Source organism: Pseudonocardia sp. ICBG1034 (assembly GCF_020131375.1).
In the GTDB taxonomy this organism is placed as follows: domain Bacteria; phylum Actinomycetota; class Actinomycetes; order Mycobacteriales; family Pseudonocardiaceae; genus Pseudonocardia; species Pseudonocardia alni.
Map to the genome: position 1 here is coordinate 1,072,184 of NZ_JAHLEK010000023.1, position 22,685 is coordinate 1,094,868.

The window sequence follows — 22,685 nt, forward strand, 5'->3', positions numbered from 1 at the left end:
GCGGGTCGTGCATGTCTTCGATCCGGCCGACCCCGGTTTCCTCGCCGACCCCTACCCCGCCTACGCGGCCCTGCGCGCCGCCGGGCCGGTCCACCACCACCCCGGCCTGGGCGTCCCGGTCGCGGTGACGCACGCGGCCTGCTCGGCCGTGCTGCGCGACCGCGGCCTGGGCCGCATCTGGTCCGACGCCGAGCCCGCGGCCGAGCTGGCCGCGTTCAACCTGCTGCACCGCAACTCGCTGCTGGAGCGTGAGGGTGAGCCGCACACCCGGCTGCGACGCCTGGTGGCCTCGGCGTTCGCCCGTGGCCACACCGAGCGGCTGGCCCCGCTGGTGCGGGCGCGGGCCGGGGCCCTGGTGGACGACCTGGTGGCCCGCATCCGCGACGGCGTCCCCGCCGACCTGGTGGAGCTCGTCGCCGCACCGCTGCCGGTCGCCGTGATCGCCGACCTGCTCGGCGTGCCGGAGGACCGCCGGGCGCCACTGCGGGACTGGTCCGACGCGATCGTGCGGATGTACGAGCCCGACCCCGGCGACGACGGCCGTCGCGCGGCCGAGCGGGCGTCGGCCGACTTCACGGCGCTGCTGCGGGAGCTGGTCGACGAGCGCCGGTCCGGCCACGCCGCCCCCGCCGGGGGCACCGGCGCGGGACCGGACCTGATCACCGACCTGCTCGCCGTCCGGGACTCCGGGTCGCCGTCCGTCCGGCTCGACGAGGACGAGCTCGTCGGCACCGCGGTGCTGCTCCTGATGGCCGGGCACGAGGCGACGGTGAACGTCGTCGGGAACGGCGTGCACGCCCTGCTACGGCACCCGGACCAGTGGCAGCGGCTGCTCGACGATCCCGGACTGGTCGGAACGGCCGTCGAGGAGATGATCCGCTTCGACGCCCCGCTGCAGCTGTTCGAGCGGACCGCCGTCGTCGACACCACGGTGGCCGGCCACCCGGTCCCGGCGGGCACCCGGATCGCGACGCTGCTCGGCGCGGCCGGGCGCGACCCGTCCGTCTTCGGCGACGACGCCGACCGCCTCGACGTCGGCCGCTCCCCCAACCCCCACCTGGGCTTCGGGGCCGGGGTGCACTACTGCCTGGGCGCCCCGCTGGCCCGGCTGGAGATCGCCGAGGTGCTGCGCGCACTGCTGGAACGCCTGCCCGACGCCGTCGTCGACGGCCTGCCGGTCCGGCGGCCACGGTTCGTCATGCGCGGCTGGGCGGAGCTGCGGCTGGCCGCCCACACCGCCCGATGAACCGAATGCCGCAATGATCCGAGAGCCGAACGGTCCATTCCCGGGAGCCGTCGGCGAATTGTCGACGGCGCCGCGCAATCAGCGACGGAAAAGGGGCGTCAGGAGCGACCGGAACCGACGTCGACGATCATCGGGCGACGTGGTGGAATCGACGACGATGGAATCGTGGTCGGAACTGCTGCGGACCGTTCTCGGCGTGCCGGGGACGGGGTACACCTGCGTCGCCGACCCCGTCACCGGCGAGCTCGTCGCGGACGCCGGCGGGCGTGCCGTGCCCGGCCTCGCCGAGGTGCTCGGCTGGGGCGCCGCGCAGGTCGTCGCCGAGGGACCGGTGTTCGAGGACGCGGTGATCACCACCCGGGAGGGCGACCACCACCTCCTGCGGGCGCTGCCCCGCGACGGCGCGGCCCCGCTGCTCGCCTACGCCCACCTCGACCGGTCCGGCAGCCCGGTCGCGCTCCTCCGGCGGGCACTGCGCCCACCCGCAACAGCCCCGGCACGGACGGATCCCCAGGTCACAGCGCCTACTGTCGACCCGGCCGAGGCCCCGGCACGTCCGGTGATGCGGGCCCGCCCGGCTGCGCCCGTGGTGTCGTCGCCGCCCGGGCCCGCGGACACCGCACCGGCGACGATCGCGGTACCGAGGCCGTCGCCGGTGCCGGACGCCGAGCGCACCCCGGGACCGGCCGTCCCGCTCCCCCGGCGCGCGCCCGGCCCCGCCGAGCCGTCCGAGCCGGCGGAGCCCCCCGCCGCGGCCGACGGTGACGACGCGCACGCCGGTGCCGTCCCCGAGGGCGGCCGGTGGGCCGACGACCTGGGCACCATGGCCCGGATCCTCGACGCGCTGCGCCGCCTCGATCCGTCGTCCACGACAGGATGTTGACGCTCCGGAATTGCGCGTTATCGTTGTCCGCCCCGGCGCCGGAAAGCACTGAGATCATTTTCCACGGAATACGGAAAGGGATCGCGGCGCGGGCTCCCCGAGATCGTCGCGGCGACTGCCGCGCGGAAGGCTCCTGAGATGAACAACATCGATCGTTCCCTGGACATGGCCGCCAACATCAAGGGCGCGTTCGCGGTCGCGATCGTCGACTTCGACAGCGGCATGACCCTGGGGTCGCGCGGGGGCAGCCCCGAGTTCGACCTCGACGTCGCCGCGCCCGGGAACTCCGAGGTCGTCCGGACCAAGCTCGAGGTCATGCAGAAGCTCGGGCTGCGCGAGAACATCGAGGACATCCTGATCACCCTCGACACCCAGTACCACCTGATCCGGATCATCCGCGGCACCGACGAGCAGCTGTTCTTCTACCTCGTGCTCAACCGCGCCCAGGCCAACCTGGCGATGGCCCGCCGCGACCTGCGCGTCATCGAGCAGCAGTTCGCCATGACCTCGCCGCAGGCCGGTGCGCCGCAGCAGCAGGGCCAGGCGTTCTTCCCCGCCCAGCAGCGCTGAGGCCCCCGCGACCCACACGACCGATGGGACGTCACCGGCACGCCGTCGCCGTACGCACCGACGGGCTGGCCGCCGTACTGGGGCCGCTGTTCTTCGACCCGCGGATCCGCTCGGCGGCCCTGCTCGACGTGGACAGCGGGATGGTCCTCGACGTCTGCGGGCCCGACACCGCCGTCGGACGGACGGGCCGGGGCGTCCCCGCGGCCCACGACCACCGCGACGAGGTCCGCGGTGCGGCGCACGCCGAGCTCGTCCGGATCGCGCTGGCCCTCGCCCCGAACGCGGGCGGGCGGCTCGGGCTCGTCCTGGAGGCGGGACCGGACCGGCACGTGCTGCGCACCGTCGCCGACCCGCACGGCGGGCGGCTGGCCCTGTCGGTGGTCGTGCGCGGCCCCGACCGGGCCGTGCGGCGGGTCCGCAAGCTGCTGGAGGAGGTCTCCGACGCCGCGCTGACCGCGGGTCCGTCGACGGCGGTCCGCCCCGGCTCGGCGGGCTGGGCGGCCACGCCCGTCGCTCCCGCGCCGCCGCCGGTTCCCCCGACACCCGCACCGGCACTGGCACCGGTGGTGCGGCCGGACGCCCCCCGGGTGCCGGCTCCGCCCGGGTTCAGCCCGCCGGGTCCGCCGCCGTGGTCGGGACCGGTGCCGCCGTCGGCGCTGCCTGCGGGGCCGCCGCTCCCGCCGGGGCCGCGCCGGCCGTACTCGCCGTCGCCGACACCAGCAGCTGCCGGGGACCCTGCGGCCGCGTCGCCAGCAGAGCGGTGAGCAGGCGGACGACCCGGATCGTGCGCCACGCCGTGACCGCGGCGAGCACGTCGGCCCAGGCGTGCAGGACGACCCCGTCGGCCAGCGCCTGGGTGCCGGTGCGGAACCGCCAGACCAGGACGACCGCGCCGAGGACCACGCACGCCGCCCACAGCGCCCACCAGACCAGCAGCTCCCGCGACGGCGACGGCCGCCGTTCCGGCGGCAGGTCCAGCGCGGCGTGCTCGGTCTCGGCCAGCAGCGAACCGGGCGCGACCAGGTTCCAGCCGGGCACCACCCAGCCCGCGACGACCCATCGGCGGCTTCGCCAGGCGCGCGTACCCGCGCGGTCCGCGGCGGCCCGGTAGGTCCACAGGCTCCACGAGATCATCAACACCCCGGCGGCGATCGTCGCCACCACCGAGGACCAGCCGCCGAACCACACCAGCGCGTCGGAGACCCCGACGGCCTCCGGGGACAACGCGTCGGACCGGCTGAACAGCAGGAGCACGTACCGCCACACCTCGGCGACGGCGGCGACCCCCGACACGACGACGACCACCCACAGCACGGGCACGAGCTGCGCGGCCAGCGCGCGGGCCCGGTCGACCGGCCGGAGCGGACCCTCACCGGGGACCGGCGCGATCCGCCAGGGCCCCACCGGGAGACCCCAGCGCGGGACGGCGCGGTAGCGGGGCGGGCCGGCGTAGCGGTCCCGCCGGGCGGCCGTGGGCTCGGCGGCCGGCCCACCGGGCGTCGTCGCCACCCAGTCCAGGGCGGCCAGGTACCGGCCGCACCACGGACAGAACGCACCCCCGCCGGGGGGCGCCGTCCGGCCGCAGCGCGGGCACGGCGGGCCCGGCCGTCGGGACGCCGGCGCGGACACGGGTCAGGCGATCCGGGGGGCGCTGCCGTCGTCGGTCACGACCGTGCGGCCCTGGGCGGCCCAGTCCTGCATGCCGCCCTCGACGTTCACCGCCGGAAAGCCCTGCTGGGCCAGGTAGGCGACGACCCGGGCCGACCGGCCACCGGAGCGGCAGACGACGTAGAGCGGGTCGTCGGTGGGGACCTCGCCCATCCGGCCGGCCAGCTCGGACATCGGCAGGTGACGGGCGTGCGGGGCGTGCCCTGCGGTCCACTCGTCGAGCTCGCGGACGTCCAGCATCGGGGCGTCGGCGGGGAGATCGGACACGCTCACGGCGGGAACCGGGTCGGACATGGCGCCATCCTGCCACGCCGCCCCGTCAACCCGCCGTGAGCGGCGCGGGTCAGCGGCCGTCGTCGCGGTAGAGCGACCCGTGCGGGATCGTCACCTCGTTCGGGTCCAGCGGCGGCTGGACGGCCCGGTAGCCGCCGGTGGCCTGCGCGGGACGGTACCCGCCGGTGCCCTGCGGCCCGGGCCTGCGCCCGGTCCCGAACCGGTCCGGACGCCCGTCGGCCCCGACCGCGGGCTGGGTGCCGGTCAGCCCGGTGTTGCCGAACAGCTCGCCGGCCTGGCGGCTGGTCTGCGGCCGCTGCTGCCCCGGGTTCGGCCGGGGCTGCGGACGCGGCTGCGAGCGGTGCCGGCCGGATCCCTCGGCCTCGCGCCGGGGGATCCCGATGAGGTCCTCGGCGGGCACGGCGGTCGGCTTCGGCGCCTCCTTCGGCGCGGTGGTCGCGCGCACCGCACCGGCACCGGTGAGCGAGCGGACCTCCATCTCGGCGTAGCGGGCGGCGTTGAACCGTTCGCGGCCACCGAGGAAGGTGCCGATGATCCCGAGGGCGAAGGACACCGGGATCGACACCAGACCGGGGTTGGACAGCGGGAAGAACGCGAAGTCCGCGTTCGGCACCATCGAGGTCGGGGACCCGGACACGGCCGGGGAGATCACGATGAGACCCACGCAGACGATCACGCCGCCGTAGATGCTGCACAGCGCACCGGCCGTGTTGAACCGCTTCCAGAACAGCGAGAACAGGATGGTCGGCAGGTTCGCCGACGCGGCGACGGCGAACGCCAGCGCCACCAGGAAGGCGACGTTCTGGCCGTTGGCGACGATCCCGCCGCCGATCGCGACCAGGCCGATGACCAGCGCGGTCGTCCGGGCGACCTTCACCTCGGCCTCCGGCGTCGCGTTGCCGCGGCGGAGCACGTTGGCGTAGACGTCGTGGGCGAACGAGGCCGACGCGGTGATCGTCAGACCGGCGACGACCGCGAGGATCGTCGCGAACGCCACCGCCGAGATGAGGCCGAGCATGATCTCGCCGCCGAGGGCGTAGGCCAGCAGCGGCGCGGCGTCGTTCTGGTTGGCGCGGGTGATCGTCCCCGGCGGCAGCAGCGCCGTCGCGCCGTAGCCGAGCACCAGCGTGAACAGGTAGAAGATGCCGATCAGCCAGATCGCCCAGACCACCGATCGCCGGGCCTCCTTGGCCGAGGGCACGGTGTAGAAGCGCATCAGGATGTGCGGCAGACCCGCCGTGCCGAGCACCAGCGCGAGCCCCAGCGAGATGAAGTCGATCTTGTTCGTGTACTGCAGGCCCGGGTTGAGGATCGCCTCGCCGCGCTCGGAGTTCCGGGTGGCCTGCTCCAGCACCGCGGACAGGTTGAACCCGTAACGGCCGAGCACCCAGGTGGTGAGCACGGCGGCACCGGTGAGCAGCAGACCGGCCTTGATGATCTGCACCCAGGTGGTGCCCTTCATGCCGCCGAACAGCACGTAGACGACCATCAGGCCGCCGACGACGACGATCACCAGTGCCTGCGACAGCGTGTCGGTCTTCGGGATCTGCAGCAGCAGCGAGATCAGCCCGCCGGCCCCGGCCATCTGCGCGATCAGGTAGAAGAGCGAGACGACCAGCGTCGAGGTCGCCGCGGCCGCGCGGACCGGGCGCTGGCGCATCCGGAACGCCAGGACGTCGCCCATCGTGAAGCGGCCGGTGTTGCGCAGCAGCTCCGCGACGAGCAGGAGCGCCATCAGCCAGCCGACGAGGAAGCCGATGGAGTAGAGGAAGCCGTCGTAGCCGTAGAGCGCGATGGCCCCGGCGATGCCGAGGAACGAGGCCGCGGACAGGAAGTCCCCGGCGATCGCGGTGCCGTTCTGCGGGCCGGTGAACGCGTGGCCGCCGGTGTAGTAGTCGGCGCGCGTGGCGTTCGTGCGGCTGACCCGCAGCACGATCATCAGGGTCACGATCACGAACAGCAGGAAGAACCCGAGGTTCGCGGTGACCGAGCCGACCGACTCGGCCTGGGCCAGCACCGACGTGGTCATGCGCGCACCTCCGCCTGCTCGACCCGGGCACGCAGCTCGGCGGTCGGGCCGTCGATCTCACGCTCGGCGAACCGGACGTACAGGGTCGTGATCAGGAAGGTGGAGACGAACTGGCCGAGGCCGACGAGCAGCCCGACCGTGATCGTCCCGACGACCCGGATGGACATGAACTCGGGGGCGTAGCTGGCGAGACCGACGTACGCGAGGTACCAGGCGAGGAAGATCGCGGTCATCGGGAACACGTAGCGCCGGAGACGGCTGCGGTACGCCCGGAACTCGGGACTCGCCTGGACCTGCTGGTAGATCGTGCCGGCCGAGCGCTCTGCGGGGCTGCTCATGGCGCCGGTTCCTTTCGGGTCGTGCTGCGGGGAGCCGGGCCGCGTCGTGGCCGGGGGACCGCGGCGCGCCCCCGGGGGACACACTTCACCCGGAACAACGACCGGGTATCGCATCGGGGAACGTCGTTGCGTGCCGTTACCGACGAAGAACCCCGGTCCGGACGAACCGACCCGTCCGAACGGTGACGCTGTGTAGATCCGTTCGGGGGAGACCCGTCAGGCTCTGTCGTCCAATCGGTCCCGCATGAGACCCAGTCGTTCGGGTGCGTGCAGGCGCAGCAGCACCTGGCCGGCGTCGGCGGGGCGGCGCGCGCGGGTGAACCTGGAGACCAGCGCCATCGTCGCGAACGCCAGCGGCACGCTGACGATCGCCGGCCGGTACAGCAGGACCCCGATCCAGCCGGCCGACGGGCCGAGCCCGGAGACGTCGGCGCCGGCCAGCGCGGCGACGACCGCCCCGGCCGACACCACCCCGCCGACGACGACCCCGGCGATCGCGCCGACGTCGGTCAGCCCGCGCCACCAGATGCCCAGCACCAGCAGCGGGCAGAACGTGGACGCGGCGACGGCGAACACGAGCGCGACGGCCTCGGCGAAGTTCAGGCCGGTCGGCACGAGCGCGACGACGGTCGGCGGCACCCCGGCGAGCACCGTCGCCAGCGGGAAGCGCCGGGTCATCCGGCCGTGGCGGGGCAGCACGTCGGTGGACACGACGCTGGCCAGGCTGACCAGCAGGCCCGACGCCGTCGACAGGAACGCGGCCCACGCCCCCGCCGCGACGAGGCCGCCCACCAGCGCACCGAGCAGCCCGCTGCCCAGGATCGCGGTCGGGAGCAGCAGCACCGCGGCGTCGGTGCGGCCGGTGACCAGCAGCTGCGGGGTGTAGACCCGCGACAGCACGCCGAGCAGGGTCACCAGCACGTAGAAGCCGCCCAGCATCGCCAGGACGAGGACGGCGCTGCGCCGGGCCGCCCGGCCGTCGGAGTTGGTGTAGAAGCGGCCGAGCACGTGCGGCAGGCCCATCGTCCCGAGGAACGTGGCGAGGATCAGCGAGTAGGTCGCGAGCAGCTGGTGCTGCTCGGAGCCGGTGAACGGGCGCAGCCAGCTCTCGTCGTCGGTGGGGGCGCCGCGGGTGACCGGCACCGGATCGCCCGCCGCGAAGCGCAGCTCGGTCCCGGCGGTGACCTCGTGGGTGGACCCGGCGACCCAGCGCAGCGGGCCGTCGACGGCCTGCCCGTCGACGGTGCCGCGGGCGACGACGTCGACGGCCAGCCGCGCCTCCAGCGTCACCGGCGTGGCGACCGAGACGGTCGTGGGCTCGCGGAACTCCGGCGGCTCGTCGCGGGCGAAGGTGTGGCCGTCGCCGAGCCACACGGCCAGGCCGATCACGGCGGGCACGGCGAGCGCGGTCAGCTTGAACCAGTACTGGAACGCCTGCACGAACGTCACCGACCGCATCCCGCCGAGCGCGACGGTGGCGACCACGATCACCCCGGCCGCTCCGGAGCCGATCCAGTCGGGCAGACCGGTGACGATGCCGACGGTCAGCCCGGCGCCCTGCAGCTGCGGCAGCAGGTACAGCCAGCAGATGACGATGACGACGGCCGCGCACACCTTGCGCAGCATCGGCGAGGCGAGCCGGGCGTCGGCGAAGTCGGGGACGGTGTAGGCGCCCGACCGGCGCAGCGGCGCGGCGACGAACAGCAGCAGGAACAGGTAGCCGGCGGTGTAGCCGACGGCGTACCAGAGCGCGTCGACGCCCTGGACGAGGATCAGCCCCGCGATGCCGAGGAACGACGCCGCGGACAGGTACTCGCCGGAGATCGCGCCGGCGTTGAGCCGTGACGGCACCGACCGGGACGCGACGAGGAAGTCCGAGGTCAGCCGGGTCCGGTGGGCGACCGAGCCGATCACGGCGGACGCGACCGCCACCAGGACGATCGCGACCAGCGACAGGATCGCGGTCAGGCTCATCGATCGGCCACGTCGTCGGCGAAGTCCTGTTCCGCCGCCTCCGCGGAGCTCACGTACCACCAGCCCAGGCCGAGCAGGAACGGGTAGACGAGCACGCCGAGCAGCAGCCAGGGCAGCCGGATGCCGAGCACCTCGACCTGACCGATCACCGGGGCCGCGATGAACAGCGCGGGCAGCACGCCCAGCCCGATCAGCGCGACGACGCTCACCCGCAGCGCGAGCAGCAGCTGGGTGCGGACCAGCGAGTTGCGCAGCAGGGTGCCGACGGCGCCGGGGTCCTGCACGTCGGACAGCCCGCGCGAGGACTGCGCGGTCGAGCGGCGTTCGGAGAGCACGACGCGGACGCGCCCGGCGCCGGGCCCCTCGCCGTCGGCGTCGTCGAGCTCGTCGACGGCCGCGGGCGGGTCGGTCGGCTCGGCGGAGAACGGGCGCGGGCGGGCCCCGGTGTAGGGCGCCGCGGCGGCCGGGGCGAACGGCTCCGGCGCGGGCTCGACCGAGGGCTCGGGAGCCGGGGCGACGACGTCGACCTCGGGGGCGCGCCAGATGACCTCGGTGCGTTCGAGGGGGCCGCCGCGCAGCTCGTCGAGCTCCTCGTCGAGCTCGTCCTCGTCGGGGAGGTCGTCGTCCAGCTCGTCGTCGGCACGGTCGGCGGCGTCGACGCCGAGGCGGTCGTCGGGGTCCGTGGGGCGGTACGGCACCGGTGCGGCGGGGCCGCGCCGTCCCGCCGCGGACCAGCGGGTGGGGACCGGACGGGTCTCGGGGGACTCCTCGGGACGTGGCCGGTCGGCCGGTGCGACGACGGTCGTGTCCGCGGTCCCGGCCCGGGGCGGGATCCCGGTGCCGGCCGTGCCGTGGGTGTCGGCCGTGTCCGGGCCGCGGGCCGTGTCGGTGCCGGCCGCGCTGTCCGCGGCGCCTGCCGGGCCGGTCGCGCCCGCGGTCCCGGGGGCGCCGGTCGTGTCGGTGGTGCCCGCCAGGAGCGCGCTGCGGTCGGGGGACCAGGTGTTCGACCACGACGTCGCGCCCGGGACGCGCTGGGGCAGGCCGGAGCCGCCGCTCGAGGGGGGCCACTGCTTCCCGCTGTCGGTGACGTCCGGTGCCGGGGTCACGCCCGGGGCGGACGGCCAGCCGTCGCCGGGGCGCACACCCTCCGGGGCGTAGGGGTCCGGCACGAGGTTCGCGCGGGTCCGGGCCGGCCGGGAGCGGGTGGGGTGGACCGGCCGGGCGTAGCTCGCAGGCGCGTCGGGGTCGTCGGAGTCGCGGGCATCCGGGTCGCGGACGTCGGAGGTGCGGACGCCGTCGCGCGGGGCGCCGTCGTGCCGGGTGTCGTCCTCCCGGCGGGGGGCGGCCGGCGCGGGGGCGGTGGGCGACGGCGCGGCCGCCGCAGCGGTACCGGCCGGGTTCGCGACGCCACGGGCGGCCGCACCGCGGGGCGGGTCGGCCTGGTCGGGATCGAGGGCGGGAGCGTCGTGGTGGTCGGGCTGCCCGCCGTTCCGCGGCCGCGTCCCGGCCGGGTCGACGCGGGCGTGCCGGCCGGCCCCCCCGGCCCGGTCCGCGACGCGACGGGCGATCTCGGCCTGGAGCCAGCCTGCGCCGCTGTCGTCGGCGGGTGCCTCGACCGCGCGGCGGGCCCGGCGGGCCGCGCGGCCCCCGGTCGCCGCGGTCGCGTCCCGGTCGCCGGAGCCCGGGTCGCCCGGCCCCTGGGCGCCGGGCCCCTGGCTGCCCGGACCCCGGGTGCCGGGCGCCCGGGTGCCGGGGGCAGGGGCGGTGTCACCGGGCGCGGCGCTGTCGGGCGTCGGGCCGCCGGACGCCGGGCCGACGGCGGGTGCAGGCGCGGCCGGAGCAGCACCACCGGTGCGCGCACCGGCCGCCTCGGGCCCCGGTCCGGCGGTCGGTCCCGTGCCGACGGTCGGTCCCGTACCGGGGGCCTGCTCCGGGCGGGGGGTCGGTTCCGGGTGGGGGGCGGGCCGGGGGTCGGTGCCCGGCACGGAGCCGCCACCGGCGCGGCCGGACCCGGGCCGCTCGGCGCCGGACTGCTCGGGGCCGGACGCACCGCCGACCGGCCGGGCCGAGCCGGGCCGGCCGGAGGGGGGCCCCGGAGCCGGACGGTCGGACGGGGTGCCACCGGCCTCCGGCCGGGCCGGCGTGGGCCGCCCACGGTCGTCGGGCGCACCGGGCCCCGGCACCGGGCCGTGCGGCGACGCGGCGGCGGGCGCTCCCCCGGTGCCGGGCGCGCCGTAGCCACCGGCCGGCCGCGGGTGCGGACCGGACGCGAACGAGCCACGCGGCTGCGCCGGGATGGCGTTCCCGGACGGCTCCGGCGCGAGGGCGACGCGGCGGTTGCGGTGCTCGAGCGCCGGGTTCCAGGCGTCGAGACCGGCGACGGCGCCGTCGGGGTACGGGCGCGACCGTGCGGGGTCCGGACGCTCCTCGGGCGCGGCGGAGCCCTGGTCCGCCCGGGCCCCGGCGGCCGTCGCGTCGGGCTCGGTGCCGGGCCGGTCGGACCCGTCGAGATCGTCCGCGGCCCGGTCGGACTGCGGACGCACCGACGGCGAGACGCCGCCGGTGGACCTGCTCACCTCTGGCTCCACGCCTGCTTGGTCGCGCGGACGAGGCGGTCCTTCAGTTCACGGGTGTGCCGACGGCTGACCGGCAGCTCCGCGGTCTCCGGGCCGGATCCGATGCGCACGACGTAGCCGGACCCGGCCAGCCGCAGCTCGGTGACCAGCGGCAGCGCCACCAGGAACGAGCGGTGGATGCGCACGAAACCGGCGTCGCGCCAGCGGTCCTCGAGCACCGACAGCGGGATCCGGACGAGGTGGCTGCCCTCGGTTGTGTGCAGCCGGGCGTAGTCGCCCTGCGCCTCGACGTAGCGCACGGCGGACCGCGGTACCAGCTTGGTGGTGCCGGCCAGCTCGACGGGGATGACCTCGTCGTCGCCGCCGGTCTCCTCACGCACGGTCTCGACCGGCCCGCTGCGACGGGTCGACAGGATCCGGTCGAGCGCGGCGGAGAGGCGCTCGGTGCGCAGCGGCTTGAGGAGGTAGTCGATGGCACCGACGTCGTAGGCGTCGACCGCGCGGTCGTCGTGCGCGGTGACGAAGACGATCGCCGGCTGCACGGCCATGTTTTGCAGCACCCGGGCCAGCTCCAGGCCGTCGAGACCGGGCATGCGGATGTCGAGGAACACGGCGTCGATGTCGGTCTGCTCGGCGACGTCCGCGCCGCCCCCCGCGCCGGCTCCCGCGGCCGCCCCGGCCCGGCGGCCGTTCAGGATGCGCAGGGCCTCGGTGGACTCGCCGGCCTTGAGGACCGTCGCGACGCGCGGGTCCTCGTCGAGCAGGTAGGCCATCTCCTCGAGCGCGGGCTGCTCGTCGTCCACCGCGAGAACGACCAGTCCGCGAGTGGTGTCGTTGCTGTCCACGATCTCCTCATCCTGCTTCCGGGCCTGCGCCGGGAAGCCCATCCGCTCGATGATCGCCCGGCGCCGCGACCATGGTGACGTGCCGACGCGCGTGATGCCAGGGCACGAACCGGATCGGTGACCGTCCGGACACGGGGTGCAGCGCGGCCGTGGTGCGCACGGTCACCGGTGTCACAGCCCGTAACGGGCCCACGCCGCCCTCGTCTCGAGGGCGGAGAGCAGCTCGTGCCCGGCCCCGGCGATGCCGCCGGAGAGGCCGGCCTGGGCCGCGGACCCGCCGGCGCCGAGACGGGCGAGCAGCGGCCTGCGCTGCTCCACCGGGCGCTGCTCGGCATCGGGGAAACGTTCGGTCAGGACGTCGTGGGCGCTGCCGATGCCGTCCACCAGGCCCAGCTCGCGGGCCCGCTCGCCCAGCCACACCTCGCCGTCGAACAGCTCGGTGTCGGTCGCGAGCCGGTCGCCACGCCGCTCGCGCACCCATCCGGTGAACCGGTCGTGCAGCTGTTCCTGCAGGCCGGTGAGCCAGGCGACGTCCTCGGACCGCTCGGGCAGGAACGGGTCCAGCCGCGACTTCGACCCGCCCGCGGTGTGCAGCCGCCGGGAGACACCCCATCGCTCGATCAGGCCGTCGAGCCCGAACCCGGCGCTGATCACGCCGATCGAGCCGACGATCGAGGTGGAGCAGGAGTAGATCTCGTCGGCGGCGCAGGCCAGCCAGTAGCCGCCGGACGCGGCGACGTCCTCGCAGAACGCGAGCACCGGCACGTCCTTCTCCGCCGCCAGCGAGCGGACGCGGTCCCCGATCAGCTGGGACTGGGTCGGCGAGCCGCCCGGGGAGTTGATCACCAGTGCGACAGCGGCGAGCCGCTCGGGCGCGAACGCCCGTTCCAGCACCTTCTCCATCGACGAGATGTTCAGCACCTGCCGCGGTACCGACGCGGCCTGAGCGCTGATGACGCCCTGCATCCGCACGACCGACACCACCGGAGGGCCGACCGACTCACCCAGCCTGCCGGGCAGACGGGAGGTCACCGCCGCGGGAATACGCAGGACGTCCATGCCGTCCCACCGTACGCGCGAGCACAGGGTGACGTGGTGTGACCGGATCGGCACAGCTCGCGACCACCTGGTTCACCCGTACGGCCCATCAGATGGCCAGAGGGTCCCACGGATGCCCGCCGGTCAGGCCCGGATGCCCGCCCGGAACTTCGGCACCCGCAGCGTGATCTTCATCCCGGCGCCGATGTTGGTGTCGACGACGAGGCCGAAGTTGTCGCCGAAGGCCGAGCGCATGCGGTCGTCGACGTTGCCGAGGCCGACGTGCGCGCCGGAGAGGTGGGCGTCGTCGAGGTCCTCGTTGAGCCGGGCCGGGTCCATGCCGACGCCGTCGTCCTCGACGACGATCACGCACTCCGACCCGGCGTTCTCCGCCCGGATGGTGACGGTGCCGCCGTTGGGCTTGCCGGACAACCCGTGCCGGACCGCGTTCTCCACCAGCGGCTGCAGCGCGAGGAAGGGCAGGACGACGTTCTGCACCTCCTGGTCGATCTGGAGCTTGATGTTGAGCCGGTTCCCGAAGCGGGCCTTCTCCAGCCGGACGTAGCGCTCGATGTTGTTCAGCTCGTCGAGCAGCGTCGTGTACTCACCGGCCGAGCGGAACGAGTACCGGGTGAAGTCGGCGAACTCGATCAGCAGCTCACGGGCCCGCGCCGGGTCGGTGCGGATGAACGAGGCGATCGTGGTCAGTGCGTTGTAGACGAAGTGCGGGGAGATCTGGGCACGCAGGGCGCGGACCTCGGCGCGGTTGAGCCGGGCCCGGGAGTCGTCGAGCTCGGCGAGCTCCAGCTGGCTGGAGACGTAGCGCGCGACCTCGCCGGTGGCCCGCAGCACCGGCGGGCCCGCCGTCGACGGGGTCAGCGCGGCGAGCGTGCCGATGATGTTCCCGTCGCTCTCCAGCGGGACGACGACGATCCCCCGCACCTCGCAGCCGGGCTGGTTGCACTTGATGGAGGTGTGGCTCATCAGCTCCATCCGGCCGGTCCGGACGACCGTGTCGGCGAGCGTCTGCACGTCCTGCTGGTGCTGGTCGGCGGTGCCGTCCCAGCCCAGGACCGTCCCGCGGGAGTCGGTCATCGCCATCGCCGTGGTCTCCAGCAGCTGGCGCAGGTACGGCAGCGCCTGCGACGCCGAGCGCGACGACAGCCCCTCGCGCAGCACCGGCGCGGCCAGCGCGACCGTGTGCAGCGCGGAGAACGTGGCCTTGGCCAGCGGCGAGACCATCGTGTTGCGCCGGTTGCGCTGCCACAGGAAGAAGAACACCGCGACCACGCCGACGACGACAGCCACCACGAGCAGCAGCGCCATGGACGGGGTGAGCGTGGTGGATCCGTCCACGACTGCGAGCACCCCCGTTCCCGCGCCCGCCACTAGCGCACCAACCGGGACAGGCGGCGGTCGGCGAGCGGTTTCCCCCCGGTCTGGCAGGTCGGACAGTACTGGAACGATCTCTCCGCGAACGACACCTCGCGCACGGTGTCGCCGCAGACCGGGCAGGGCAGCCCGGTGCGGGCGTGCACCCGCAGCCCGGAGCGCTTCTCCCCCTTGAGCTCCGCGGCGCCCTGGCCGACCGAGCGGGCCACCGCGTCGGACAGCACGGCGTGCAGCGACTCGAACAGGGTGTCCCGGGCTGCGGCGTCGAGCCGGGACGCCGTGGCGTAGGGCGACAGGCGCGCCGTGTGCAGGATCTCGTCGGAGTAGGCGTTGCCGATGCCGGCGAGCGTGGACTGGTCGGCCAGCAGCGTCTTGAGCCTGCGGTTGTCGCCGTCGAGCAGCTCGTCGAGACCGGCCCGGCCCAGCTCCAGCGCGTCCGGACCCAGCTTCGCGATGCCCGGGACCTGCGCCGGGTCGTCCACCAGGTACACGGCGAGCCGCTTCTGGGTGCCCTGCTCGGTGAGGTCGAAGCCCGGCCCGCCGACCTGGTCGAGGTGCACCCGCAGCTGCAACGGGCCGCGGCCCGGCTTGGGCGGGGTGACGCCCGCGGTGGTGTGCCAGCGCAGCCAGCCGGCCCGGGACAGGTGCGTGACCAGGTGCAGCGGGCCGCTGTCGGGGCGGTCGTCGAAGTCGACCGACAGGAACTTCCCGAACCGCGACGCCCCGGTCACCACCCGGCCCACCAGCGCCGACACCGGTGGGTCGAACGTCTTCAGTGCGCTCATCGAGGCCAGGTCCACCCGGGCCACCGGGCGGTACACGGCGTGCTCACGCAGGTGGTGGGCCAGGGCCTCCACCTCGGGCAGTTCGGGCACCGCGACTCCTAGTTGATCGGCTGCAGCGGGCTGTCCGCGTGGCCGGGCGTCGACCGGTTCTTGAGGCTGCGCACGACCACCTTGGTCTCCTCGCGTGCGGTGGCGAGCCCGCGCACCATGCCCGTCCACTTCTCCGGGGGCAGGTCGTAGCCGCCCTGGGTCTTCGCGGTGATCGTGAACGGCCTGCGCAGCAGCCAGCGGAACGGGAAGAAACCCAGTCCGACGATGACGACGAGCCAGTAGAACCAGGGGAAGACCACCCCGCCGGGCACCCAGACGACGAGGACCAGCCAGAAGAACACCAGCGTGCCGAGGATCAGCACGACCGCGCCGTTACCCGCGTCGACGTCGTGCTCGAACTCGTCACCGACCGCCGGCGTGGTCCACTCGATCCGCCGGCTCACCTGCCATTCACGGTAGTCCGCCGCGATGACCGTCTTCGTCGTCAAGGTGTCCGCTCCCCTGCCCCGGTACCGCCCACGATGTTCCCACAGGCCACCGACAGATCCGAGACCTCACGCGCCCGCCGCCGCGTCGCGATCCCCCGTCTCCCACGTACGGGCCGCTCGTACGAACCTTTCGTGCGAACGGCCCGCTCGGACGGACACGAGAGCCGGGCCGAGGAGGGCGCTGCGGTGGGTCAGCAGGCGGGCTCGGCGGGCTCGCGTTCCGGGGCACCGGGGGCCAGCAGCTCCGAGCGGGTCAGCACGACCGGGTCCGGGCCGTCGTTGCGCAGCTCGTTGGGCCTGCCGTCCTCCAGGAAGAACGCCTCCCCCGGGCCGAACGGGCGCGGCTCGCAGGAGTCGGCACGCTGCACCGTCACCGTGCCGGACCGCACGACCGAGATCACCGTGCCGGGGTGGCGGACCCAGCCGCTCGCCTGGCCCGGCTGCAGCACCTCGGTGCGCACGAGCAGCTCGGCGGGGCCGGGCGTGGAGATGTCGACCGGGCGGTCGAGGCGCCCCCGGGCGTCGGAGCCCGCCTGGGTGACCGGCACGTCCGGGACGCCGGGGAGCGCGGGCTCCGTGGTCGGCGCGGGGGCGGCGGACGACGGAACGACTTCGCTCTCGTGGCCGAGCTGCCCCGGCTGGGCACACCCCGCGAGCAGGGCGGCGGTCGCGACCAGCAGGGCCGGTCCGAGAAGGTGACGGGCGAGCGGCACGGGCGGTGTCCCTCCGGGCGCGATGCGTGATCGCACCGCACGCTAGTGGCCGATCACCACGCGAGCGGCAGCCGGGTCGTCCCGTTGATGAAGTTGGAGGTCAGGCGGCGCACCTCCCCGTCGAGCCGGGCCGGCGGCAGGCGCAGGAACGCGGTGAGGAAGGCCCGCATCTGCATCCGGGCGAAGTGCGCGCCCAGGCACAGGTGCGGCCCCTGCCCGAACGCCAGGTGCTCGTTCGGGGAGCGGGTGATGTCGAAGGTGTCCGGGTCGGCGAAGCGGCGCTCGTCGCGGTGCGCCGAGCAGTGGTAGACGACGACCTTGTCCCCCGCCGCGATCTCCGCGCCGTTCAGGACGTGGTCGCGGGTGGCGGTCCGGCGGAACGTCAGCACCGGCGGGTGCCACCGCAGGATCTCCTCGATCGCCGACGGCAGCAGCCCCGGTTCCGCGCGCAGGCGGGCGTAGGCGTCGGGGTGCCCGACGAGCGCGAGCACCCCGCCCGGCAGCGCGCTGCGCACCGTGTCGTTGCCCGCGATGACCAGCAGGAAGAAGAACATGTGCAGCTCGGGGCCGGTGAGTGCGCGGCCGTCGACCTCGGCGTGCACCAGTGCGGTCATGACGTCGTCGCCGGGCTCGGCGCGCTTGCGCTCGGCGAGGGCGTCGGCGTAGCCGAACATGTCGGCCAGCGCGGCCGGGGAGCGCGGGTTCACCGGTGGACCCTCGGCCGCGTGGTCCGGGTCCTGGTAGCCGATCACCCGGTTCGTCCAGTGCAGCAGCATCGGGCGGTCCTCGACCGGCACGCCGAGCAGGTCGGACAGGTTCTGCAACGGGAACTCGTCGGTGACCCGCCCGACGAGCTCGCAGCCGCCGTCGTCGCGTACGGCGTCCAGGAGCGCGTCGGCGCGGCGCTGCACCGCGGCGGCGAACCCCTCCAGCCGGCGACGCGTGAACGCCCCGGTGACCAGCGTCCGCAGCCGGACCTGCTCCGGCGGGTCCATGTTGAGCACCATCCGGCGCAGGAACGGCAGGTCGGCCGGGTCCGGGTCGCGGATCTGCGTCGCCCCGAGCGACGACGAGTAGTCGGCCGGGCTGCGCAGGACGTGCCGGACGTCGTCGTAGCGGGTGACGGCCCAGAATCCGGGTCCGGCCGGCCACGGGCCGACGGCGTGCTCGTCCTGCCAGGAGACGGGCGCGGCGTCGCGCAGCAGCCGCAGCGCATCGTGCGGCACCCCGCGGGCGAACACGCGCGGGTCGAACACATCGGTGTCGATCTCGTCCGGGTCGACCCCATCGGGGCCGCTCACCGGTTCGCGACCTCGATCAGCGTGTCCGCGTGGCAGGGCACGTCCTCGGCGCACCAGCAGCACAGGTCCTTGCCCGCGAGCTCGGTCCGGGCCCGTTCGACCAGGTCGGGGCGCTCGTCGAGCAGCCAGCGGCGGTGCGCGGCGATGGCCGGTGCCCGCCCCATCTCGCGCACGTCGAAGGGGTTGCCCCACGGTCCGGGCCGGGTGACGAGCACCGCGCCGTCGGGTTTGCGCCACCCCTTCGTGCGACGCAGCCGGATCCGCCGTGGAGTGCTCACGACCCGCACCGTAATCAGGTGGCGCAGCTCACGGCCAATCGCTTTGCATTGCGCAATGCATCGGCGCATGCTTGCGCGAGTCAACTAGTTGCGTGATACATGCACTACCGAGAGGGGGTCCGCGATGAGCACCGCACAGGCTGCCACCGCCGAGCCCGCCGACGCCGACCTGGAGCTCGCCGACTCGATCGTCCGGGAGCTGTTCCTGCTGGTCCGCCAGGTGAAGCGGTCCGGTGAACGGCACCGCCCCGAGATGATCGTCGACATGGCCGCGTACCACGTGCTGGCCCATCTCCACTTCGGCGGCCCGCAACGGGCCGGCGAGGTCGCCGCCACCTTCCACTCCGACCCCTCCACGATCAGCCGGCAGGTGTCCGGCCTGGTCAAGGCGGGTCTCGTCGAGCGGCGCGCCGACCCCGGCGACGGGCGCGCCTCCCTCCTCGCCGCGACGGACGAGGGCGTCCGCGTGATCGAGACCGAGCGACGCCGTCGCGCGCACGTCATCGCCACCGTGCTGGCCGCGTGGAGCCCCGACGACCGGCAGGCCCTCACCGGCCTGCTCGGCCGCTTCCTCGACGACTATCAGACCTTCGAAGCACAGGAGTCCTGAGAATGTCCACCGCTGCCGCCAGTGCGCAGCGCCCCGCCGCCACCTCCGGCGACGGCGAGCTGACGCACCGGCAGATCCTGACCGTCCTGGGTGGACTGATGCTGGGCATGTTCCTGGCCGCCCTGGACCAGACGGTCGTCTCGACCGCGATCCGCACCATCGCCGACGACCTGTCGGGCCTCAACCTGCAGGCGTGGGCGACGACGGCCTTCCTCATCACCAGCACCATCACCACGCCGCTGTACGGCAAGCTCTCCGACATCTTCGGTCGCAAGCCGCTGTTCATGACCGCGATCACGATCTTCCTGATCGGGTCCGTGGCCTGCACCCTGGCCTGGTCGATGTACTCCCTGGCCGCGTTCCGCGCCCTGCAGGGCCTCGGCGCCGGCGGCCTGATGTCGCTGGCGCTGACGATCCTCGGCGACATCGTCCCGCCGCGTGAGCGTGCCCGCTACCAGGGCTTCTTCCTGGCCGTGTTCGGCACCTCGAGCGTGATCGGCCCGGTCATCGGCGGCCTGCTGTCCGGTGTGGACAGCATCGCCGGCATCGACGGGTGGCGCTGGATCTTCCTGGTCAACGTGCCCATCGGGCTCGTCGCGCTGGTCGTCGTCCAGCGGGTGCTGAACATCCCGCACGTCCCGCGGCCCGCACGGATCGACTGGCCCGGCGCGCTGGCGCTGGCGCTGTGCCTGGTGCCGCTGCTGATCGTGGCCGAGCAGGGCCGCGAGTGGGGCTGGGGTTCCACCTCGTCGATCGTCTGCTACGTCATCGGTGGTGTCGGCCTGCTGCTGTTCCTGCTGGCCGAGCGTGCCTACGGCGACGCCGCGCTGCTGCCGCTGCGGCTGTTCCGCACCGGCATCTTCTCGCTGTCCGCGGTGCTCAACCTGCTCATCGGTATGGCGATGTTCGGCGGCATCGCGCTGCTGCCGCAGTTCCTGCAGATCGTGCACGGCGCGACGCCCATCGAGGCCGGCTTCATGATGCTGCCGCTGGTCGGCGGGATCATGGTCGCATCGATCCTCTCCGGCCAGCTGACCTCGCGCACCGGCCGCTACAAGATCTTCCCGGTGATCGGCACCGCGTTCATCACGATCGCGATGGTGCTGCTGTGGCAGACCGTCACGCCGTCGATCCCGATCTGGCAGCTCGACCTGACCATGGCCCTGCTGGGCCTCGGCCTGGGTCTGTGCATGCAGACCCTCGTGCTCGCCGTGCAGAACGCGATGCCCGCCCGCGACATGGGTGTCACCACCTCCTCGGTGACGTTCTTCCGGCAGATGGGCGGCACGCTGGGCACCGCGATCTTCCTGTCGGTGGTGTTCTCCACCGCCGGCGACAAGATCGCCGACGCCATCCGCACCGCGCTCGGCACGAGCTCCTTCCGGGCCGCGCTGACCGACCCCGCCGTCGCGGCCGACCCGGCCAACGCGCAGGTCGTCGGGGCGCTGCAGTCCGGTCAGGCCGGCGGCCTGTCCACCTCGGTGCTGGCCGACTCCTCGTTCCTGCAGCGGATCGACCCGCGGCTGGCCGCACCGTTCCAGGAGGGCTTCACCAGCGCGATGACGCTGGCGTTCCTCATCGCGGCCTGCGTGATCGCGGTGGCCTTCGTCCTGGTGCTGTTCGTCAAGGAGCTGCCGCTGCGCACCATGTCCGGTGCGCAGGCCGCCCGGGCCGAGGCCGCGGGCCAGGGGGCCGCCGCCGCGTCGGTCCCGACCGAGGCGCTCGGGACGGTCGCGCCGGCACCCGCCCCGGCCGGGCGGGTCGACGGCGGTGGGCGCGGAGCGGACATCGCGCCGCCCACCACGCCGCTTCCCGTCGTCGCCCGGCAGGAGCCGCCGCACCCGGCGCCCCGGCCGCGTCCGCACAACGGCACCGTCGGTGACGCCGCCGCGGCCGCGGGCCTGGACCACCTGCACTCCGCGGGCGGCGACGGCCCGGCCGTCACCGGACGGGTCCAGGGCGGCACCGGCACGCCGGTCACCGGGGCGGTCGTCACCGTCACCCGGCTGTCCGGCGACCAGGTCGGTCGCACCACGACCGACGACGACGGCCACTACCGCATCGCCGTCGACCAGCCCGGACGCTTCCTGGTGGTGGCGGCCTCGGCGGCGCTGCCGCCGCACGCCGCCACGGTCTCGGTCGGCACCGAGCCGGTCCGCCACGACGTGCGGCTGTCGGTCAGCAGCGGCATCCGCGGCACCGTGCTCGACGCCGCGGGCACCCCGCTGCCCGGGATCACCGTCTCGCTGATCGACCACGGCGGCGACGTCGCCGCGGCCGGCCGGTCCGGTGAGGGCGGCCGCTGGGCGCTCGACGGCGTCCCGGCCGGGCGCTACACGCTCACCGCCGCCGGCGAGGGCGTCGACCCGGTGGCGGTCGGCGTCGAGGTGCCCGGCTCCGGCACGGCGGTCCAGGACCTGCGGCTGCCGCAGCGCTCCCGGCTCACCGGCCGGGTCACCGCGGCCCCCGACGGGCACCCGGTGGCGCACGCACTGGCCACGCTGATCGACGCCGAGGGCGCCGTCGTCGGGTCGCGGCTGTCCGGCCCGGACGGGGCCTTCGCGTTCGAGGGCCTGCCCGCGGGCAGCTACACCCTCGCGACCAGCGGCTACGCCCCGGTCGCGACGGTGGTCGCGCTGGAGCCGGGCCGGGTGACCCACTCCGACGTGGAGTTCCCGCTCCCGCTCGACGGACAGGCGTCCACGAACGGCAACGGGTCCGCGTCGAGCAACGGCAACGGGCTCCAGAACGGCCGGCACGTCCGGGAGGGCGAGCAGGGTCTGCGGGGCGAGGCGCACCGCTGACCCACCCGTCCGTGTTCCACGTGGAACGCCCCGTTCCTCCCGTCACGGGAGGGGCGGGGCGTTCCGCCGTCTACAGCGCGATCGCCGCGCCCACCCCGGACCGGGGGTCGACCGCGGCGTGCAGCGTCCCGGGCCCGCCGCCCCCGGGGACGGCGGCGCCGGTCCCGACCGCGCACATCCGGCCCAGCGCCCAGGCGCCCGCGTCGTCCACGACGTGCCCGCGGCGGGTCAGCCCGGCGAGGGTGCCGGCCCCGAGCCGGGACTCGACGACGAGCCCGTGCGGCTCCCAGCCGCGCGGCGCGAAGGACGCGGGGAACGCCGTCGAGTGCCAGGTCGGCGCGTCGATCGCGGCCTGCAGGTCCAGACCACCGTGCATCAGCGCGAGCAGGAAGGCGAGCTGCCACTGGTCCTGCTGGTCCCCACCCGGCGTCCCGAACGCGAGTGCGGGCTCGCCGTCGCGCAGCGCCAGCGACGGCGACAGCGTCGTGCGCGGCATCCGCCCGGGCGCCAGCGTGCTCGCGAGCCCCTCCTCCAGCCAGAACATCTGGCCGCGGGTGCCGAGGCAGAAGCCCAGCGCCGGGATCGTCGGCGACGACTGCAGCCAGCCCCCCGACGGCGTCACCGAGATCATGTTCCCGGCGGCGTCGACGACGTCGACGTGCACCGTGTCCCCGCGGGCGACGCCGTCCCGCGACACCGTCGGCTCGCCGGTGCCCGGCCCCTCCGTCCCGGAGCCGCGCCCGGCGCCCGGGGTCGCCGCGTAGTCCCCGATCCGGGGGGTGCGTCCGCCCGGCGAGCCGGG

The 22,685-nt window shown here is 74.7% G+C and carries 19 protein-coding genes and 1 pseudogene; 5 read left to right on the top strand and 15 right to left on the bottom strand.

What is annotated here, in order from left to right; all coding sequences use genetic code 11:
* Positions 1 to 7 precede the first annotated feature (7 nt).
* The 3 genes from KPF22_RS29565 (at position 8) to KPF22_RS29575 (ending at position 2,699) form a co-directional block, all read left to right on the top strand.
* A complete protein-coding gene (locus KPF22_RS29565; protein WP_224403964.1) occupies positions 8 to 1,246 on the top strand; it encodes a cytochrome P450 in 1,239 nt (412 codons plus the stop codon).
* Positions 1,247 to 1,403: 157 nt separating this feature from the next.
* Positions 1,404 to 2,129 carry a hypothetical protein gene (locus KPF22_RS29570; RefSeq protein ID WP_224403965.1) on the top strand — a complete coding sequence of 242 codons (726 nt, stop codon included), beginning with the start codon at positions 1,404 to 1,406 and terminating at the stop codon, positions 2,127 to 2,129.
* 138 nt (positions 2,130 to 2,267) lie between these two features.
* Positions 2,268 to 2,699, top strand: a complete 432-nt coding sequence (locus tag KPF22_RS29575) for a hypothetical protein (RefSeq protein WP_178376579.1) — start codon at positions 2,268 to 2,270, stop codon at positions 2,697 to 2,699.
* Positions 2,700 to 3,305: 606 nt separating this feature from the next.
* On the opposite strand, the gene KPF22_RS33445 is transcribed toward KPF22_RS29575, so the two are convergent.
* The 14 genes and pseudogenes from KPF22_RS33445 to KPF22_RS29650 all read right to left on the bottom strand — a co-directional run bounded on the left by KPF22_RS33445 (position 3,306) and on the right by KPF22_RS29650 (position 18,469).
* The gene (locus KPF22_RS33445) at positions 3,306 to 4,208 is read right to left on the bottom strand and encodes a DUF4328 domain-containing protein (protein WP_208818728.1); all 903 of its coding nucleotides are present in this window, start codon (positions 4,206 to 4,208) and stop codon (positions 3,306 to 3,308) included.
* A gap of 123 nt (positions 4,209 to 4,331) precedes the next feature.
* The gene (locus tag KPF22_RS29590) at positions 4,332 to 4,661 is read right to left on the bottom strand and encodes a rhodanese-like domain-containing protein (protein ID WP_062399145.1); all 330 of its coding nucleotides are present in this window, start codon (positions 4,659 to 4,661) and stop codon (positions 4,332 to 4,334) included.
* 436 nt (positions 4,662 to 5,097) lie between these two features.
* Positions 5,098 to 6,690 (bottom strand): annotated as a pseudogene (locus tag KPF22_RS29595) (cation acetate symporter); the annotation flags it as partial.
* Positions 6,687 to 7,028: a DUF485 domain-containing protein gene (locus KPF22_RS29600; RefSeq protein WP_062399142.1), complete on the bottom strand. Its 342-nt coding sequence runs from the start codon at positions 7,026 to 7,028 to the stop codon at positions 6,687 to 6,689. The gene KPF22_RS29600 and the pseudogene KPF22_RS29595, both read right to left, overlap by 4 nt.
* 216 nt (positions 7,029 to 7,244) lie before the next feature.
* Positions 7,245 to 9,002: a cation acetate symporter gene (locus KPF22_RS29605; RefSeq protein ID WP_208818730.1), complete on the bottom strand. Its 1,758-nt coding sequence runs from the start codon at positions 9,000 to 9,002 to the stop codon at positions 7,245 to 7,247.
* The gene (locus tag KPF22_RS32805) at positions 8,999 to 11,578 is read right to left on the bottom strand and encodes a hypothetical protein (RefSeq protein WP_305080369.1); all 2,580 of its coding nucleotides are present in this window, start codon (positions 11,576 to 11,578) and stop codon (positions 8,999 to 9,001) included. The genes KPF22_RS29605 and KPF22_RS32805 overlap by 4 nt, the downstream gene beginning before the upstream one ends.
* Entirely contained in the window at positions 11,575 to 12,423 is an 849-nt protein-coding gene (locus tag KPF22_RS29615; RefSeq protein WP_208820466.1) for a LytTR family DNA-binding domain-containing protein, read from the bottom strand. The genes KPF22_RS32805 and KPF22_RS29615 overlap by 4 nt, the downstream gene beginning before the upstream one ends.
* A 171-nt stretch (positions 12,424 to 12,594) precedes the next feature.
* Positions 12,595 to 13,482, bottom strand: coding sequence for a S49 family peptidase (locus KPF22_RS29620; RefSeq protein ID WP_224403968.1), 888 nt, complete (start codon positions 13,480 to 13,482; stop codon positions 12,595 to 12,597).
* Positions 13,483 to 13,605: 123 nt separating this feature from the next.
* Positions 13,606 to 14,817, bottom strand: coding sequence for a sensor histidine kinase (locus tag KPF22_RS29625; protein ID WP_224401013.1), 1,212 nt, complete (start codon positions 14,815 to 14,817; stop codon positions 13,606 to 13,608).
* Positions 14,818 to 14,849: 32 nt separating this feature from the next.
* The gene (locus tag KPF22_RS29630) at positions 14,850 to 15,728 is read right to left on the bottom strand and encodes a DNA-formamidopyrimidine glycosylase family protein (RefSeq protein WP_224401014.1); all 879 of its coding nucleotides are present in this window, start codon (positions 15,726 to 15,728) and stop codon (positions 14,850 to 14,852) included.
* Positions 15,729 to 15,736: 8 nt separating this feature from the next.
* Positions 15,737 to 16,177, bottom strand: coding sequence for a hypothetical protein (locus tag KPF22_RS29635; protein WP_073573757.1), 441 nt, complete (start codon positions 16,175 to 16,177; stop codon positions 15,737 to 15,739).
* A gap of 191 nt (positions 16,178 to 16,368) precedes the next feature.
* A complete protein-coding gene (locus KPF22_RS33450) occupies positions 16,369 to 16,890 on the bottom strand; it encodes a cupin domain-containing protein (RefSeq protein ID WP_208820375.1) in 522 nt (173 codons plus the stop codon).
* Positions 16,891 to 16,943: 53 nt separating this feature from the next.
* Positions 16,944 to 18,191, bottom strand: coding sequence for a cytochrome P450 (locus KPF22_RS29645; RefSeq protein WP_224401015.1), 1,248 nt, complete (start codon positions 18,189 to 18,191; stop codon positions 16,944 to 16,946).
* Positions 18,188 to 18,469, bottom strand: coding sequence for a DUF4326 domain-containing protein (locus tag KPF22_RS29650; protein ID WP_224401016.1), 282 nt, complete (start codon positions 18,467 to 18,469; stop codon positions 18,188 to 18,190). The genes KPF22_RS29645 and KPF22_RS29650 overlap by 4 nt, the downstream gene beginning before the upstream one ends.
* Positions 18,470 to 18,593: 124 nt before the next feature.
* On the opposite strand from KPF22_RS29650, the gene KPF22_RS29655 reads away from it, so the two are divergent.
* Positions 18,594 to 19,079, top strand: a complete 486-nt coding sequence (locus KPF22_RS29655) for a MarR family winged helix-turn-helix transcriptional regulator (protein WP_062399130.1) — start codon at positions 18,594 to 18,596, stop codon at positions 19,077 to 19,079.
* Positions 19,080 to 19,081: 2 nt separating this feature from the next.
* Positions 19,082 to 21,883 carry an MFS transporter gene (locus KPF22_RS29660; protein WP_224401017.1) on the top strand — a complete coding sequence of 934 codons (2,802 nt, stop codon included), beginning with the start codon at positions 19,082 to 19,084 and terminating at the stop codon, positions 21,881 to 21,883.
* 70 nt (positions 21,884 to 21,953) lie between these two features.
* Here the strand turns inward: KPF22_RS29660 and KPF22_RS29665 are convergent.
* The coding region (locus KPF22_RS29665; protein ID WP_224403969.1) for a gamma-glutamyltransferase at positions 21,954 to 22,685 on the bottom strand (732 nt) is incomplete at its 5' end.